The sequence below is a fragment of the Trinickia symbiotica genome (assembly GCF_003028655.1).
In the GTDB taxonomy this organism is placed as follows: domain Bacteria; phylum Pseudomonadota; class Gammaproteobacteria; order Burkholderiales; family Burkholderiaceae; genus Trinickia; species Trinickia symbiotica_A.
The window spans coordinates 122,975-138,818 of sequence record NZ_PYUC01000018.1; the positions used below are offsets into that span (position 1 = coordinate 122,975).

Genomic DNA, 15,844 nt, shown 5'->3' on the forward strand with positions numbered 1-15,844 from the left:
AAACAGCAGGCATGAATACTATCGACGTCTCTAAAGTACCGCCCATCTCGCTGGACCATATCGGAAAGAAGTTCGATTCGAATGGCAACGTGTTGCGCTATCCCGGCAATACGCTGGTGTGTCACGTGCCTCTTTTTACACCGCTATCCGATGCGCTCGTCGCTGTGCGCGATACGGTCAGATCGAGTCTGTTTGCGTCATCGCTGACCTTTCTGCCACCGGAGAGCTATCACATGACCGTGTTCGAGGGCGTCGCAGACCGCGAACGCGACAACGGCCGCTGGCCGATGGATCTGCCGCATGACGCGAGCGTTCTCGAGTGCACGCGTCACTTCGCGGCGAAGCTCGAATCGTTCGATCTGGGATGCGCGTTGCCGCTGCGTCTCAGGGTGGCCGAACGCGCGAATCAGACGCACATTGGCTGCATCAAGCTCGTACCCGTTGATGCGGCGGAAGAGCGCAAGCTGCGTGACCTGCGCACGCGGCTCGCCGAGTGTCTGTCACTCAGGACGGCATGGCACGATCACTACGAGTTTCACATCACACTGTCGTATTTGATCCGCCCGATGACGCCCGACGTCACGCGTGCGTGCCTCGATCTCGTCAGCGGCTGCTTTGCAGGTGTGGGCATGCTGTTTGACGTCATCGAATTGGGCGCGCCCGAGTTCTGCGTGTTCAATGACATGTATGCGTTCGACAACCAGTTCTTCCTGCGCCGGATCGCATCGCAATGAGCGGCACGGTCGGGCATCGTCTCGCCGTATCGAACGGGGGTGCGCGATGATGCGTATGCCAAGCGTTGCTGTGGCTGTACTGCTCGCGCTCGGTGCGTCGCCGTCGATGGCAACAACCATCCAGTTCTGGTACGGTCATACGGGTACCGTGGCCACCGCGATCCAGACCCTGTGCGACGGGTTCAATGCGTCGTCGCCGGTGGACAAGGTGCAATGTGTGTCGCAGGGCGCGTACGAGCAGACGATGCGCAAGACGGTCGCAGCGTATCGCGCGGGCAGGCAGCCAGCGCTCGTCGAGATTTACGACGTTGGCACGGCGGACATGATGTTAAGCGGCGCCATTTATCCGATGGATGAGATGACGGCGTCGGTGGGCAAGCCGGTTGATGCATCTCTCTATGCCGATGTGGTGCGACGGTACTACGCATCGTCGGACGGGCGGCTCTATTCGCAACCGTTCGGAGTGTCGACGCTCGTGCTGTACGCAAATTCTGCGCGACTCGCCGCAGTCGGCGTGACCAGCACGCCGTCGACGTGGGAAGCGTTCGAGGCCGCGGCGCGCAAGCTGCGGGCCGCGGGCGCCACTTGCCCCGCTGTCAGCGATTATTCGCCGTGGAAACTATTCGAGCAGCCGGCGGCCGTGCAGGGCGTGCCGCTTGCGAGTGGTGCCAACGGACGACAAGGGCTATCCGCGCGCTATGTGTTCGCGGACAGTCCGCTGAACCGCTGGATGCACGACTTGCTGCGTTGGCGCAAGGCGGGGTTGCTGCTCGATGCGGCCGACACGCGCACGGGCAGCCAGGCGATCGCTTTCGCGAATGGTGAGTGTGCGATGTCGATAGATTCAACGGGAGCGATGGGCGTCATCATGAGCGTCGGCAAGGTGCGCCCGGCAGTGGGCATGATGCCTGTCTACGCGGGCACGCTACGTTACCACACAGTGATTGGTGGCAGTTCGATCTGGGTGATGAAAGGTCAGGACCTGGCCAGCTATCGCGTCGCCGCAGCGTTTCTCGCCTTTGTGCGTGAGCGGCGAAACCAGATCGCATTTGCACTAAAGACAGGCTATCTGCCCGTTACGCGGGACGCGCAAGCGATGCTATCTACAACGTCCGATCAAAGGGACGTGGCTCTGCTGCCAATCACGGCAGGCTTGATGTCGCTCAACGAGCCGGGAAACGAAAACAATATGGGCGAACGGCTCGGCTTCTTTCCGCAGTTCCGCTCGATCTGGTTCGAAGAGGTGCAGCATGCGTTCCACGGTGACAAATCGATGGATGATGCGCTGCGCGAGGCACAAACACATGGCAATGCGTTGCTCGCACGCTTTGAGGCAACCTACAGGGGCATGTGCCTGCCCTGACGAAACGCGAGCGCGCTTGCCGCTGACTGCCCGACATGCAAATTTTCTATTCCAAATGAAACCAAGCGCCAGATTCCCAGGCCGCCAGATACCGCTGATGCTCGCACTGCCTCAGCTTCTGCTGGTGGCTCTGTTTTTCTACTGGCCGGCCTGCAAGGCCGTCTGGTGGTCCTTTAACCTCGTGCGCCCGTTCGGCAACGGCTCGCTATTCGTTGGTTTGGACAACTATGTTCGCATCCTCTCGGACGCCACTTTCTATGCGTCTCTGCGAATTACGGCGATCTTCGCGGTCGCGGGTGTCGGTTCCGGGGGGCTGATCGCACTTGCTCTCGCCGGCTTCGCGGATCTGAACCTTCGCGGCAGCGCAGTATTCAGCAATCTGCTGATCTGGCCGTATGCGATTGCGGGCGCGGTGCTGGGCGTGATCATGCGCTTCATCGCGAATCCCATCGTCGGTCCGCTCGCGCACCTTAACGCGATCCACCCAGGATTGTGGGCGCCGCAGTCCAACGGCACAGAAGCGATTGCCGTCATCACACTTGCGTTCGCGTGGACCCAGGTTCCGTTCAATTTTGTGATCTTCCTTGCCGCACTGCGCTCGATCCCGCAAAACTATCTGGCCGCTGCCGCCATCGATGGCGCTGGCCCCGTGCGGCGCTTCTTCGATATTAAGCTGCCCATGCTTAAACCGTTCATCCTGTTCGTGACGGTCGCCAGCATGATCGAGGCGATGACGAATAGCTTCGGTATCGTCGATACGTTGACGGCGGGTGGTCCCGCAGGGGCGACCAACATCATCGCGTACAAGATCTACTCGGACGGCTTCGTCGGGCTCGATCTGTCTGGATCCTCGACGCTTTCCGTCATCCTTATGTTTTTCATCCTCGCGATGACGTTCGCGCAGTTCCGCGTATTCGAACGCAGACTCGACGGGGGAAACTAGTCATGGTCGAACGTCACCTGGTCCTCAGGCTGGTTGCCTATGCCGTGCTGCTGGTCGGCATCGCGTTCGCGCTCGCGCCCATCTATCTGGCAATCTGCGCGGCCTCCGTCTCGAATACATCGCTGCTGGGCGAGGGGATCGCGCTGGTACCGGGCGACCGCCTGATCGACAATCTGCACGAGGTCGCGCGCCGTACGGACCTCGGACGCATGCTGTTCAACAGCTTTGTGGTGTCGTCGGTTGTCGTGATCGGCAAACTCGCGTTGTCGTCGATCACCGCATATGCCGTCGTATACTTCCGCTCGCGGTTCAGGCACGTGATCTTCTTCGGCGTGCTGGCAACCCTGCTGCTGCCTGTCGAAGTTCGTATCGTACCGACCTATGCGGTCGCCTCCGATCTCTTCGAGCCCTTGAAGACGATCCTCCGCGCCACCCACCTCGATACCGTGCTCGCCACGCTGACGGGGCTGCAATTCACGGCATCACTGAACCTCCTGGATACCTACGCGGGCCTCACATTGCCGTTGGTCGCGTCGGCCACGGGGACGTTCCTTTTCAGGCAGTTCTATCAGACAGTGCCCGCGGAGCTGTCCGAGGCGGCGCGCCTGGACGGTGCAGGGCCCGTGCGCTTCTTCTTTGACATCCTGTTGCCGCTCTCGAGGGCCAATTTTGCGGCGCTGGGCACGATCGTATTCATCTCGACGTGGAAGGATTATATGTGGCCGCTGTTGATGACGAGCCGGCAGGACATGCGCACGATCGTACTTGGTGTCGCGAGCTTCGTGCCGACTGAAGCGAGCCAGGCGCCTGAATGGAGTCTGATGATGGCCGCTGCGCTGGTCGGCATGGCGCCGCCGCTGGTCGCGATCGCGCTGATGCAGCGCTGGTTTGTCAAAGGTGTGACGGGAATCGGGAAATGATGAGTGATCGCGCAAGCAGTCGGCCGGCCGGTATCGCCGTCGAGGCCGTGACGAAGCTGTATGACGGTCACACGGTAATGGCCGACCTGAACATTGTGTTCGAGCCAGGTGAGCTGACGGTCGTGCTCGGTCCATCGGGGTGCGGCAAGTCGACCTTGCTGCGTATCGTGGCGGGGCTCGAGTCGGTCACGCACGGACGCGTCCTGATAGGCGGCGAAGATGTCACACTGCGCGCGCCCGGCGAACGCGGCTGCGCGATGGTTTTTCAGCATTACGCACTATATCCGCATATGAATGTCGAGGAGAACATCGGCTACGCTCTCAGGCTCGCGCGCTTGCCGCGCACGGAGCGCCGACGGCGTATTGGCGATGCGGCCAGCATGCTCGGGCTGACTGAACTGCTCAAGCGGCGCCCGGACCAGCTGTCTGGCGGTCAGCGGCAGCGGGTGGCGATAGCGCGCGCGATTGCACGTCAGCCCGCGATCCTGTTGTTCGACGAGGCATTGTCGAACCTGGACGCGAAACTGCGGCACGAGATGCGTTTGGAGCTACGGCGGTTACACAAAGAAATCGGCGGAACGACGATCTTCGTAACACACGACCAGACCGAAGCGATGACGCTCGCGGATCGCATCGTCGTGATGAATCGCGGACACATCGAACAGATCGGCCCGCCGGGCGACATTTATCATCGACCACGCACGCCGTTCGTCGCGGGCTTTATCGGCAGTCCGCCAATGAATCTGCTCGAAGCGACGTGCGCGTCGGACGGTGGCGTGGTGTTGGCGAATGGGATTGAGCTACTGTTTGCAGAGCGGGGGTTGCCAGGCCACGGCGAGGCGGGTGGTGCCCGCATCCTTGTCGGCATCCGGCCCGAAGCGTTCGTGGTGCGGCACGACATGAGCGGTCTGGTGTGCACGGTTGAAGCGGTTGAGGATATGGGCAGTCATCGGCTGCTGTATTGCCGGCTTGGCCGCCAGCGGATCATCGCGACACAGCGGGACGCAGCGGACTACCGGACGGGCGACCGGCTGTCTCTCGGTTATCGGCCGGAACATGTGACACTGTTTGACACCGCGACCGGCAGGCGCGTGGCGATGCCTGATATGCCGGGGCAACGGTGTGAGTCGCTGTGGTCAGGTGCGACGTTCTGACGGCCGTGCTTTGCAATGGCCCCTCATCCATCTTATGGAGCAGTGTGTTGAGCAATCTGGAGAGTCGTCTGCAGGCGGCGACATCGATCGTCGAAGAAGCCGGGGCGAGGGCGCTTGGGTTTTTCATGGAGCGCGCAGCGCTCGCCACCAGCAGCAAGGGGCCGATGGATTTTGTCAGCGAAGCCGATATGGCCGTCGAGCAGCAGATTAGGGAGCGGATCACCGGTATATGGCCTGCTGAAGCTGTCGTTGGCGAGGAGTTGGGCGGCGAGATGGCATCGCGGTTCTGGGTCGTCGATCCCATCGATGGGACAGCCAATTTCCTGCGCGGCTCGCCACTGTGGGGGATCGCGCTTGCGTTCGTGGCGGACGGCGTGCCCGAAATCGGCGTCATTCATTACCCGGTGCTGCGCATGACCCTTGGGGCAGCGACGGGGCACGGCGTGATTCTCAACGGTCAGCCCTTTACGCGCGGCGTGCCGTTTCCCGATGTGCGCGTCGCGGCGCTTGGCACCAACCCGCACTGGACCACGGCCGAAACGGCGACGCTCGAAGCGGAGATGAAGCGTCATCAATGGGCGGTGACGGGCTACCGCTGCGCGACCATCGGCCTGGGTTTCGCGGCGTTAGGATATGTCGACGGCTATTTCGAGTGCCACACGAGTTTCTGGGATCTGGCTGCCGGCGCGGTACTGTGCCGCGAGGCTGGTCTTCGGGTCGCATTCGACGGCGCTCGCGTACGTCACGGGATGCGAATCGCGGTCGGGACGTCAGCGCTGACGGATGTCGTGCTGCCATTCTGGTCGGCACTCGCGGCCTAGCCGATGATCGTCGCGGCCAACTATGACAGCGGTTCGGTAGCGGACCCGTCTGCTACCATTTTCGATTTCGTGTATAGGCGGAGCGTGACCCATGTCCCTGGTTTCGCGAGAGTTCGTGTCACCACATTCTGAGACAGGCGCGACGCGGCAACGCGGTCGGATCGGCCCGCTAATTGCGAGCGAGCGGCTTGTTCTCGACCTCGTTCGACGCTCCAGTGTGATCACGCGTGCAGCGATCTCGGCCCAGAGTGAACTCGCACAACAGTCGGTGCACCGGCTCATCGAGCAACTGATTGAACGCGGTCTGCTGAGGACCGGCGAAATGATCAGGAACGGGCGCGGCCAGCCGAGTCCGCGCATCGAACTGGTTCGTGAGGCAGCGTACTCGCTCGGCGTGTCGATCAACACGGATTCCATGTCGGTGTGTCTCGCTGACCTTGGATGCCATATCCTCGAAGAGGTGCAGCTCCGCACGACGCCAACGAGCCGCAATGCGTCACTTGCGGCGATCAATGATGCCATCGACCGGATTCTCACGCGCAACCACGTTTCGCGCGACCGTCTGATCGGCGTCGGATTCGCCATGACCGGTTATTTCGTCGCCGACGACCGGCAGATGAATGCGCCCGAACCGCTTCAGGACTGGTCGCTTGTCGACCTTGCACCGATCCTTGAGCGCTCGTTCGGACTGCCTGTGTGGATCGATAATAACGCGACAACAGCTGCGATTGGCGAAAGCCTGCTCGGGGCGGGGCGCTGGGCGAAGAGCTTTTTTTATCTATCGTTCAATTACGGCTTTGGAGGTGGCGTCATCATTAACGGAAAGCCTTATTTCGGTGCGCATGGCAATGCGGGTGAAATGACGCTTTGCACACCCGCGGAAGCAGAAAACCGTCCGGCCTTGCGCTATCTGATCGGCGAGTTGCGCGCCAACGGTATAGATATCGATTCTGTCGAAGACCTAAGGATGCGCTTCGATCCGGCCTGGCCCGGCGTCGAGACGTGGGTTGCGCGCACGTTACCCGTGCTTGACAGAACGATAAACGCCATCGCTGGCCTGTTCGACCCGGAGGCCATCGTATTCGGTGGGCAGTTGCCCGCAGCGCTCGGCCGCATGTTGATCGAACGCGCCCGCTTCTGGGATGTGCATCGATACGGCGTTGGACCGCCGCGGCCAAAGTTGGTTCTGTCAGAGGCGAATGGTGATGCTGCGGCAAATGGCGCGGCGCTCGTGTTGCTAAAAAACAGCTTCTTTGAATAGCCATGGCCGATCGCGGGGTGTGTGACTCAGCATTTAACTTACAGCGTCGTCAACCCTCGGACTTCTCCAGACTTTACTTGGTTCAGCTGCCCAAAAGTCATTTTTTTCGACTGCTGTTCCGGCTAGCTAATAATACCGGCTGGTGTCACGCATTCCAGAGCGGCTTGCGGCAGCTGCGGCCCCCACTGGATCGTCTGTAGTGATCGACGTGAAACCGTTCTCAAGTTGCAGGTCAACGTTCGGGCGCCTATCCGCTGTTTCATTACCGAAATGCATAGTATCTGTTAGGTAGTCGTCGAGGCTAGCGCAACAAGTACCATTGCTGCGGATGTACCATCTGCCGTCGTTCGCGTCTTGGCGGTACTCCTTCACCGGATTGAAGGCTCCCATGGCTTTGCGCCCGTCGCGGACATCCTTCACTAGGTCGTATGTGGGATCGCCGTCTACGGGGTTCTTGTTGCCGACTTCAATCCAAGCAAAGTTACTCTGCTCGCTGGCCTTATCCAACCAGGAATTTACCAAGCATTGGTGATAGTGGACTACGGTTATGACTGGAAAGTGGGCCATGGCTTGTTCACAGCCCAAGTCCGTGTACCGGTTGGCAATCTCATCTTCGTCTCTGGCGTAAATCATTGGCGCAAATGCAACGCCTTTCGTGTATTTCACGATATTCTCCGGCTCGGCTGCCGCTAATGTGGCGAAGAACTTGAGAACCACCATATTTTGCATACCTCGATGGAGGGCGATATCTGCCGCGCGGGAAACCGCATCGAGAGTCTTGATATCGAGTATCACTAACATGTTGGGGTAGTCGGACTTCACCCTATCCAAAGCTTCCTCAAGCGAGAGCGCATTGTATCCCGTGATTCTGAATTGCTTATCGCGCAACATAATTTTGTCGAGCGTTGCATCGGGAAGCGAACGGACATCGGCATTCCATCCTTTGCCTGTATAGATATCAAATCCGGAGGTGGCATCAACGCGCCCGACGTTGTTATCATGGAAGAGATACGGAGTTCCCTCGCTGCTTTGCTTCACATCCAGTTCGATGGCCTCGATACCGTTGTTATAGGTATTTTGAATCGAACAAAGCGAATTCTCGGGACAACCACTGCTAACGACGCCACGGTGAGCAACGATGCCTATGGTTCTGTCGATTTCGTCAGGACCAGTATAGGGGTTCCTGAACGCTTCGAGAATGCGCTCTGGGTCATAGTGCTGTGGGCCGTCTGCGAGGGCAGTATCAGAAAGCGCTGCAATTGTACAAAAAACAGCGCCAAGCAGCCGGCGCAACTGGATTGAAAAGAAATTCATCGCAATACCTTCCTTGGCTGTCGAGAATTGATTGAACTAAATTTTTTCTTTACTAGTGTTTAGTGCAATAACTGTACCAGTGATGAAGTGGCCAAACGTTTTGCTAATGAGAACGGAAGGGTGCGGGCGGACCGGCGCCGCTCCGGTGTTGGCGCCGCAGAATGCGTTCGGTTTGTCGGGAAGCTGACGTCGCATAGTGTTCAAATCGGACACGCTTTTACTGTTCGACGTAGAAGGCAAGACCGATCTTCGCCGAGGCTGCGCTCAATCCCCAGGTGTACGCACATACCCGCCGCTACTTCGGTATTCTGACGAGCCCCGAACGCGCGATCGGCGCAGCGGCTGTGCGAAGGCGACATTGCGCTCAGACGCTTCACCGAGCTCCCGCGCGGCTTTTGGGCATTCATCGAGCGATCGAGGACATATGGCTGTCCGAGGCCTCGTTGACCGCAGCGGGTTTAATGGAATGGTCAGCCTGACCGGAACAGCCCCATCGGCTTACGCTGATCGGGCTGTTTAATTATGGAGATCGTCACGGACACCATCTCGTTGATCGTAGCGCCGAGGTTGGACGGTCAATCGCCCAGAGCGCGCCGACGCCGAAAATCTTGAGCCGCGCCGCCCGTTGCAGTCTCGATGCCGGCGCCGAGCTGCGCAGTTCGCGATATATCGTTTTGCCGCGCTTCAACTGCGTGAGCTGAGGCGCTCGCAGCAGATGGCGCCACCATTCAGCTCTCGCCAAACAATGGGTCGTTTGCGGCAAACGGAAATACGCTTTCCACAGGTGGCTGAGCGGTTGCGGATCGAGGAGCAGCGCATCACGTCCGTCACGAACGGTTTAAGCATCGCCAGTTCATTGTGCGCGGCTTTTCGATTGATCGCGCCTCCGGCGGCTACCGGGAATCTGTAGTGAGCAATTTGCGGCCTTACGTTTGATACAAAACGTACGCGGTTTGTCGGGAAGCCGACCTCATTCAGCCAGCGCGATTTCCGCAAGTGCCCCAGAAGCCCGTCTATCGGATTTTCATGGGCGGGGGCGACATGGCGCGGAATCTGCATGAGAGCGGTCCGCGGTGACGTCTGGCCGATCCTGGAATCGACAGAGACCATATGCCTGCGGTAGACGGAGGATATGGAGCGGACTTGCAGCCGCGATTCGCAACCCCGATTTCTGACTTTTTTCTGAACTGGAGGGCACAAATGTTTACGGTTTATAGCCCAACGAGAATTCAATATGAATGATCAACGCACGAACGTAGCCATCATTGGATCTGGAGAGATCGCCACGGATCTGATGTGCAAGGTTCTTGAGGCGGAAGGCCTGAGCCTTGCATTCGTGGCCGGCCGCGATCCGAAGAGCCGCGGGCTCGCCATTGCAAAAGAGCGTGGCATCGAGACGTCGGCGGATGGATTTAAATTCCTTAAGGCGCACAGCGATGCGTACGACATCGTCTTCGACGCGACCTTCGCCAATGCGCATGTCGAGCACAATGCATTCTTTTCCGCTTCGGGGAAATTTGCCGTCGATCTGACGCCTGCCGGCATCTGTATGGCGTGTGTGCCGTCCGGCATTGACGCCATGGCGCGCCAGATCGACGTTACGCAAGCGGACGCCGTAGCCGAGCTGGCGCGCGAGCTGAACGAGGAACGCGCGGTAGATATTCTCGTCAACAAAGCGGGCATAGCGATCGTTACCGATTTCCTCGACACACCCGACGACGTCTGGACGCGCACGATGCAAGTCTACTCCGACGCCGCGTTCTGGTGCGGCCGCGAATTCGGCCGCCACATGGCGAAGCGCGGCGCCGGCAGCATTGTCAATATCGGCTCAATCGCAAGCGCGGTGCTGTTCCTCGCGAGCGATGCAGCGAGCTATTGCACTGCCACGATTCTCACTGTAGACGGCGGCTATACGTCGTGGTGAACAACATGTAAGGAGACGAAAAATGTATGACTTCAAAGGGCGTGCGCTGCTGATGACCGGCGCCAACGGCGGCATTTCTCGGGCCATCGCGGCGGAGTTCCACGCGTGCGGCGCTAACATGGTGCTTACCGGCCTCAACGAGCAGGCGCTGCGAGATTTTGCGCGGGAGCTCGATCCATCGGGCGAGCGCATCGCGGTGGTGAAGGTGGACGTGACGCAATCCGCAGATGCCGACGCCGCTAGTCGGCTGTGCAATGAGCGCTTCGGGGGCATCGATTTCTTGGTGACCTCGGCGGGCCACTTTCCGAAGAGTCCCACGCGCGACATGACGGACGAGGAGTGGCACCGCATCATCGCTATCAATCTTGACGGGACTTTCTATATTTCGCGAGCTGTTATGCCCTATCTGCGCGAGGGAAGTGCAATGGTACATGTCGCATCGCTCGCAGGGCACGCCGGCGTTATCTGGCATTCGCATTACGGCGCGGCCAAAGGCGGTGTGCTCGCGTTTGCGCGTAGTCTCGCGAAAGAACTTGCACCGCACACGCGCGTGAACTGCGTATCGCCAGGCATCATCGATACGCCGATGGTTCGCGCAATTATGGAAAGCGATGGCGATATGTGGCTCGCCAACACGCTGCTCAAGCGCATGGGCCACCCACGCGAAGTGGCTACTGTGGTCTCTTTTCTTTGCAGCGATGGAGCGAGCTTTCTGACAGGCGAGACCATTCATATCAATGGTGGCCTTTACATCGCATCGTGATGGAGAGCGAGTGCATAAGCACCCAGCAGTCAGGATGAAGTGTATGCAGAAAAACAGAACCGCAGTAATCGGCTCGGGTCGTATCGGCCACGCGTGGGCAATCGTGTTCGCGCAGCGGCGCTACCGTGAGAATTCACGATGCCTCGCAAGAGATGCTGAAGGGAGCACTCCCCGAGATTCGCCGGAGCGTCGAAGATCTTGCGTCATTTGGTCTGGTCGAGGAACCGGTCGATGCAATCCTCGCGCGCATCACCGCATGCGGCACGCTCCAGGAAACGGTCAGGGACGCCGCGCTTGTGCAGGCGAACATTGCCGAAGTCGTCGAGGCTAAGCGTGCGCTGTTCGCAGAACTGGATCGGCTGACCCCGCCCGACGCACTGCTTGCTAGCTCGACCTCGGGCTTGCCCGCGTCGAAGTTCACGGAGGGTTTGCCGGGCCGCGCGCGCTGCTTCGTCGGGCATCCGGTGAATCCTCCTTCGCTCGTGCCGCTTGTGGAGTTGTGCGGCGCGCCGTGGAGCTCGCCGAGGACGCTGGAAAGGGCGCTTACGTTCTACGAACAGGTGGGGCAACAGCCTGTGATTGTCCGGCGCGAAATCGCGGGTTTTCTGCTCAACCGCCTCCAAGGCGCTGTGCTCGACGAAGCGCTGAGCCTTTACAAACAGGGCTATGCCACTGCTGCCGATCTCGACACCGTGATGCGCGACGGGCTTGCTATGCGCTGGTACATCATGGGCCCGTTCGAGACCATCGATCTGAACGCGCCGGGTGGCGTTTTCGATTACGCTTCGCGCTACAGAGGCACTTTCCTGGATATCGCCGCGACGCGCGTTCCCTTCGACTGGCCAGCCGAGACTATGGAGGACCTCGATGCCGAGCGCCGCAGAGTGCTCTCGCTGGATCATATCGAGGAACGCAGTCGCTGGCGCGATCGCCGTCTGATGGCTCTGCTTGCGCACCGGCGCTCACTGATGGACTAAGGTCGGGCGGACTGCCCAAGTGCGAGACGGCAATTTGCGAATCGATCCTTAGCGAGGCTTTGCTCGTGGAATGGTAATCACTCACTTTTGCTGTTCGATGCGATTGGCGGAAAAGTCCTAGAACGTTCGATAGACGAAACGTACGCTTTGGGTGACAGCTGAAGGAAACCATTGCTTTTCATCTTAAAAATAGTAAATAGCCGGCTATGGCTAGTCGGATCCGATGGGATTCAAATTCAGGCGACACTGGTTTTTCAGTGGATTAAACAATTAGGAGATCACCATGAGGCTTCTCGATGCATCTTAGACGTTTGTATTTTTCCTGTGACCTCAAGACACAGCTGAGTCTCCTCCCTCAAATTTTGCCTTGCAGCAGGCCGCGCATAAACTCGGCAAAGGAACGAAAAAGAGATGTCCGGGTAGGAGCTGCGTGTACACGGCGAAGTGCAAGGAGGCGGCCGCTCAACGAGCGACAGACGGGCCAGGCGTGAGCGCCGCGGCCCTGGATGTCGGAGCACTTCTAAACCACGTCGTTATACAGAAGTGTCGGCATCACCGTCATCGCGCAATAGGCGCATGGTTTCCGCGGCGATATGAACTTTCGTAAGTCCCTTCCAGATGGTCTCCGCGCCGGGTTCGCCGTCGCCCTTGCGAGCGAGGAAACCACCGAGGCGTGCGACCAAGCGCGACACTTCGTTGAGCTTGGGTTGCACAGATCTGGGCGTTTTCGTAAGCAAGTACGCAGCCCGAATTTCATCCGAATCGAAGAACAGACGCGCGTCCAGATCAGGACAGGTCCGGCCCAGCCGCATCAGATAGTCACGCGCCAAGCCACCACAAGGAACAGCGCCAACGCACGCTCGAGTCGCTCAATCGTGCCCAGCTGCAGTTCTTCGACCTGACAGCCGTTCTTCAGAACGTTTAACAGGATCTCGATTTCCCATCTCGCCCGATACCACTCGATCAATTCGGTCGCTTCTTCCAGCGTGGTCGCCGTGCGGTTAGTCAGCAAGCGCCATTCGATCGGCTTCACACCGGCTGGTGCGTCAAACTCGCGCGCGACCAGGCACGTTGCAGCGACGCTTTTGCCCTTGCTCGCGGGCAACTGCACGCGCTGGTCGCCCCCCTCGAGCAGCGCCGCGATGCCGTTCGACGGAAGAGAGTCGATATGGCTATCGAACGTTGCGAAGTCGACGGCGCCATTGCCTTCGCAATTCGGGAGAGACATGCAGTCAGCCCCCTCCGATGGACGTCAAACAGCACATCGAACCCTGGCATGGGGAAGCGTATTTGAATCTGCGCCCGCCTCAAGCCACAAATGCGCGCATCACCGCGCTCCAGTGCTTGCGGCTGGCTGCTGGTACAGATTCGAACGCATGTTCGAAGCGCTTACGCATGAGTTGAGTGACCTCGAATTCCAGCGCGGCACCCTCAACGGTCAGCAACAACTGATGGACGCGCCGGTTACTGGGCGACACCAGGGTTTCGATCAGGCCGTGCTTATGCAGGTCGTTGAGGGGCCGCTGCAGGGCCTGTCGTGACACGCCGATGAATTCGCGCACGTCACTGACCGAACAGCGTGGGTGCCGCGCAGCGAAGTAGAGCACCTTGTGGTGGCTTCGGCCCAAGCCTAACTCGGCGAGTCGCTCGTCTGCGCCAGCGATGACGACCTGATAGGCCTGATGAAAAGCCACGATGGCCTCGTCGATGCCGTCCATGGGGACAGCGCGTTCGCTTACGGATTCGATGGGGATGCGGGCGGGTGAGTTCATGTAGGGATTATACCCACTGATTCATGTGTCAACGACGTTGACAAATGCACGTATGTTTATACAATTCGGTTTATGGCCTAACCGCCATGTCGCGTCTATCCAGGCGCGCGCCCAACCCTACCGGAGACAAAGGATGAGCACCATCAATAAGCTGAGTGACGCCGAGCGGATAGCGCTGCAACGGGACTGCATCATCGAGCACATGCGCGCCGAGAACGCGCATGACTGGGACGCCGTCTACGATACCTTCATACGTGACGAGCGTTCCTCTTACGACGTCGTTCCGATGTCGACCGTGTTCAGCGGCTTCAAGGGCGTGCAGGAGTTCTACGCTGCATTCGACGCTGCGTTCCCCGATTTCGTGCTGCGCGCTACCTCCGCGTATGACGTGCCTGGTTGCTCGATCCGGGAGGTCACAGTGACCGGCACCCACCGCAGCGAGTTCTGCGGTATCCAGGCCACTGGCCGACCCGTCACTTTCGAGCTCGCAGCGTTCTATCTCTTTGGTGACGGTGACGAGGCGGGTCGCCTGCTTGCAGAGCGCATTTATTTTGATTTAGAGACCGTGCTGCGCCAGCTGCGCGGCGAAGCGAACGCTCCCACCGGGGTCGGCCTCGTGGATCGCGCCCATTAACCAAGACCCGCGGCAACGCCACGAGCTATCTCCCATGACACACACCCTTTCCATTCGGGAAATACGGGGCGGCGGGGGCCTTGCCCTTCGCCTTCTCGAGACAGGTCCCGCTTCCGGTCCCACGATCCTGTTTCTTCACGGCTTCTCCCAGTCGGGGGCGATCTGGCATCGCCAATTTGAGGGCGAGCTGACTGCAGACCATCGGCTGGCGGCACTGGATTTGCGCGGCCACGGCGGATCGGCCAAACTGCTGGAGCCCACGGCTTACAGCGATGGCTCGCTGTGGGCGGACGACGTTGCTGCCGCTATCGATGCTCTGGGCAATCGGCCAGTGGTGCTGGTGGCGTGGTCGTACGGTGGATTGGTGGCTTGCGACTACCTGCGCCAGCACGGCGGTGCTCGCTTGGCCGGATTAGTGTTCGCAGGTGCACTGACGCGACTCGGCGATGAAACCGCCCTGAGCCTCCTCGGCCCGCAGGTTCTGTCCTACGTGGGCAGTCTGTTCGCCCCCGACATGGCCACCGTAGTGCCGGCACTCCTGCGGTTCATCCAGGAGTGCCACGCTCGCCCAGTGAACGAGCGCGAGCTGTATGAGTTGCTGGGCTATAACTGTATCGTTCCTTCCGAAGTGCGCGCCGCGCTGTTCTCGCGACAGGTGAACAACGACGACCTGCTGCGTGAACTACAGATCCCCACGATGGTGCTCCATGGCAGTGCCGACGACGTCGTGCTGCCCGCGGCGGCTAAGCGGCTGGCCTCACTGATGCCCGCGGCTCGGGTCTCGATGCTTGAGGGGGTTGGGCATTGCCTCTTTCGCGAGGCACCCGAAGTGTTTGATCAGGTGCTGCGTGATTTTGTGAAAGCGAACGGGTGCTGAACTGAGGCACTGGGCCGCAGAGCGCACATGTGAGAAATCGCGGCCCACCGATGCTGAGTTGTGCGAAGTCCACCGCGAGGCACACGGCGAAGTGTAGGTAGGAGAGCGTATCTGGACTAGTCATTGAGCGGCGATAGATATGTCGGTCGAGGTCGTGACGTGGTTCTGAATGTGGAAGACGTCCCCTTCGCCGATGCGCATATTTGCTCACTGTCGCGAGATGACTGGGTGGCGATTCCACCTCGCGATATGTCAAAGCCTGAGATTGTCCCGGTTCGACGGACGGATTTGCAGCCAGCGATTTGATTTGGTCTAGCCTCCGTTAAGCGTTGAGTCGCGGGTTGTCTGTCCACGGGCGGGCGGCGGGTCGGCTCTCACGACCATGAC

14 protein-coding genes and 2 pseudogenes are annotated in these 15,844 nt (G+C 59.7%); 12 read left to right on the forward strand and 4 right to left on the reverse strand.

Going from position 1 to position 15,844, the window contains the following annotated elements; translation table 11 throughout:
* Positions 1-11 precede the first annotated feature (11 nt).
* The 7 genes from C9I57_RS28040 (at position 12) to C9I57_RS28070 (ending at position 7,196) form a co-directional block, all read left to right on the forward strand.
* Positions 12-734, forward strand: coding sequence for a DUF1868 domain-containing protein (locus C9I57_RS28040; RefSeq protein WP_181321974.1), 723 nt, complete (start codon positions 12-14; stop codon positions 732-734).
* 55 nt (positions 735-789) lie between these two features.
* Positions 790-2,097, forward strand: coding sequence for an extracellular solute-binding protein (locus C9I57_RS28045; RefSeq protein WP_258187858.1), 1,308 nt, complete (start codon positions 790-792; stop codon positions 2,095-2,097).
* Between the two features lie 97 nt (positions 2,098-2,194).
* On the forward strand, positions 2,195-3,040 hold the full coding sequence (locus C9I57_RS28050) for a carbohydrate ABC transporter permease (RefSeq protein ID WP_018439722.1): 846 nt from the start codon (positions 2,195-2,197) through the stop codon (positions 3,038-3,040).
* Positions 3,041-3,042: 2 nt separating this feature from the next.
* Complete coding sequence (locus C9I57_RS28055) at positions 3,043-3,960, forward strand: ABC transporter permease subunit (RefSeq protein WP_107153831.1); 918 nt, start codon at positions 3,043-3,045, stop codon at positions 3,958-3,960.
* Positions 3,960-5,114: an ABC transporter ATP-binding protein gene (locus tag C9I57_RS28060; RefSeq protein WP_223258602.1), complete on the forward strand. Its 1,155-nt coding sequence runs from the start codon at positions 3,960-3,962 to the stop codon at positions 5,112-5,114. Before C9I57_RS28055 ends, C9I57_RS28060 begins: the two co-directional genes overlap by 1 nt.
* A gap of 44 nt (positions 5,115-5,158) precedes the next feature.
* A complete protein-coding gene (locus C9I57_RS28065) occupies positions 5,159-5,935 on the forward strand; it encodes an inositol monophosphatase family protein (RefSeq protein ID WP_018439719.1) in 777 nt (258 codons plus the stop codon).
* 91 nt (positions 5,936-6,026) lie between these two features.
* A complete protein-coding gene (locus C9I57_RS28070; RefSeq protein ID WP_083925536.1) occupies positions 6,027-7,196 on the forward strand; it encodes an ROK family transcriptional regulator in 1,170 nt (389 codons plus the stop codon).
* Positions 7,197-7,322: 126 nt separating this feature from the next.
* On the opposite strand, the gene C9I57_RS28075 is transcribed toward C9I57_RS28070, so the two are convergent.
* Together C9I57_RS28075 and C9I57_RS32545 are read right to left on the reverse strand one after the other, a co-directional pair.
* Positions 7,323-8,510, reverse strand: a complete 1,188-nt coding sequence (locus C9I57_RS28075; RefSeq protein ID WP_107153832.1) for a glycerophosphodiester phosphodiesterase family protein — start codon at positions 8,508-8,510, stop codon at positions 7,323-7,325.
* 684 nt (positions 8,511-9,194) lie between these two features.
* Positions 9,195-9,569, reverse strand: coding sequence for a hypothetical protein (locus tag C9I57_RS32545; RefSeq protein WP_146166278.1), 375 nt, complete (start codon positions 9,567-9,569; stop codon positions 9,195-9,197).
* 154 nt (positions 9,570-9,723) lie between these two features.
* Here C9I57_RS32545 and C9I57_RS33425 point away from each other — a divergent pair, with 154 nt between their 5' ends.
* The 3 genes and pseudogenes from C9I57_RS33425 to C9I57_RS28095 all read left to right on the forward strand — a co-directional run bounded on the left by C9I57_RS33425 (position 9,724) and on the right by C9I57_RS28095 (position 12,174).
* Positions 9,724-10,434: an SDR family oxidoreductase gene (locus C9I57_RS33425; protein WP_258187860.1), complete on the forward strand. Its 711-nt coding sequence runs from the start codon at positions 9,724-9,726 to the stop codon at positions 10,432-10,434.
* Between the two features lie 22 nt (positions 10,435-10,456).
* Positions 10,457-11,197: an SDR family NAD(P)-dependent oxidoreductase gene (locus C9I57_RS28090; protein WP_107153834.1), complete on the forward strand. Its 741-nt coding sequence runs from the start codon at positions 10,457-10,459 to the stop codon at positions 11,195-11,197.
* A 43-nt stretch (positions 11,198-11,240) separates the two neighbouring features.
* Positions 11,241-12,174, forward strand: a pseudogene (locus tag C9I57_RS28095) (3-hydroxyacyl-CoA dehydrogenase).
* Between the two features lie 533 nt (positions 12,175-12,707).
* Here the strand turns inward: C9I57_RS28095 and C9I57_RS28100 are convergent.
* Positions 12,708-13,291 (reverse strand): annotated as a pseudogene (locus tag C9I57_RS28100) (IS4 family transposase); the annotation flags it as partial.
* Between the two features lie 190 nt (positions 13,292-13,481).
* Positions 13,482-13,892, reverse strand: coding sequence for a MarR family winged helix-turn-helix transcriptional regulator (locus tag C9I57_RS28105; RefSeq protein WP_181321975.1), 411 nt, complete (start codon positions 13,890-13,892; stop codon positions 13,482-13,484).
* A 187-nt stretch (positions 13,893-14,079) separates the two neighbouring features.
* Here C9I57_RS28105 and C9I57_RS28110 point away from each other — a divergent pair, with 187 nt between their 5' ends.
* Positions 14,080-14,580 carry an ester cyclase gene (locus C9I57_RS28110; RefSeq protein ID WP_107153846.1) on the forward strand — a complete coding sequence of 167 codons (501 nt, stop codon included), beginning with the start codon at positions 14,080-14,082 and terminating at the stop codon, positions 14,578-14,580.
* A gap of 34 nt (positions 14,581-14,614) precedes the next feature.
* Positions 14,615-15,457 (forward strand): alpha/beta fold hydrolase, encoded by an 843-nt coding sequence (locus C9I57_RS28115; RefSeq protein WP_107153836.1) that lies wholly within the window; start codon positions 14,615-14,617, stop codon positions 15,455-15,457.
* Positions 15,458-15,844: the final 387 nt, after the last annotated feature.

Coding starts and splice junctions, on each gene's coding strand:
- C9I57_RS28040 (WP_181321974.1), top strand. CDS start 12: ATGAATACTATCGACGTCTCTAAAGTACCGCCCATCTCGCTGGACCAT.
- C9I57_RS28090 (WP_107153834.1), top strand. CDS start 10,457: ATGTATGACTTCAAAGGGCGTGCGCTGCTGATGACCGGCGCCAACGGC.
- C9I57_RS28055 (WP_107153831.1), top strand. CDS start 3,043: ATGGTCGAACGTCACCTGGTCCTCAGGCTGGTTGCCTATGCCGTGCTG.
- C9I57_RS28045 (WP_258187858.1), top strand. CDS start 790: ATGCCAAGCGTTGCTGTGGCTGTACTGCTCGCGCTCGGTGCGTCGCCG.
- C9I57_RS28070 (WP_083925536.1), top strand. CDS start 6,027: ATGTCCCTGGTTTCGCGAGAGTTCGTGTCACCACATTCTGAGACAGGC.
- C9I57_RS28050 (WP_018439722.1), top strand. CDS start 2,195: ATGCTCGCACTGCCTCAGCTTCTGCTGGTGGCTCTGTTTTTCTACTGG.
- C9I57_RS28105 (WP_181321975.1), bottom strand. CDS start 13,892: ATGGACGGCATCGACGAGGCCATCGTGGCTTTTCATCAGGCCTATCAG.
- C9I57_RS32545 (WP_146166278.1), bottom strand. CDS start 9,569: ATGCAGATTCCGCGCCATGTCGCCCCCGCCCATGAAAATCCGATAGAC.
- C9I57_RS28110 (WP_107153846.1), top strand. CDS start 14,080: ATGAGCACCATCAATAAGCTGAGTGACGCCGAGCGGATAGCGCTGCAA.
- C9I57_RS28060 (WP_223258602.1), top strand. CDS start 3,960: ATGAGTGATCGCGCAAGCAGTCGGCCGGCCGGTATCGCCGTCGAGGCC.
- C9I57_RS28115 (WP_107153836.1), top strand. CDS start 14,615: ATGACACACACCCTTTCCATTCGGGAAATACGGGGCGGCGGGGGCCTT.
- C9I57_RS28075 (WP_107153832.1), bottom strand. CDS start 8,510: ATGAATTTCTTTTCAATCCAGTTGCGCCGGCTGCTTGGCGCTGTTTTT.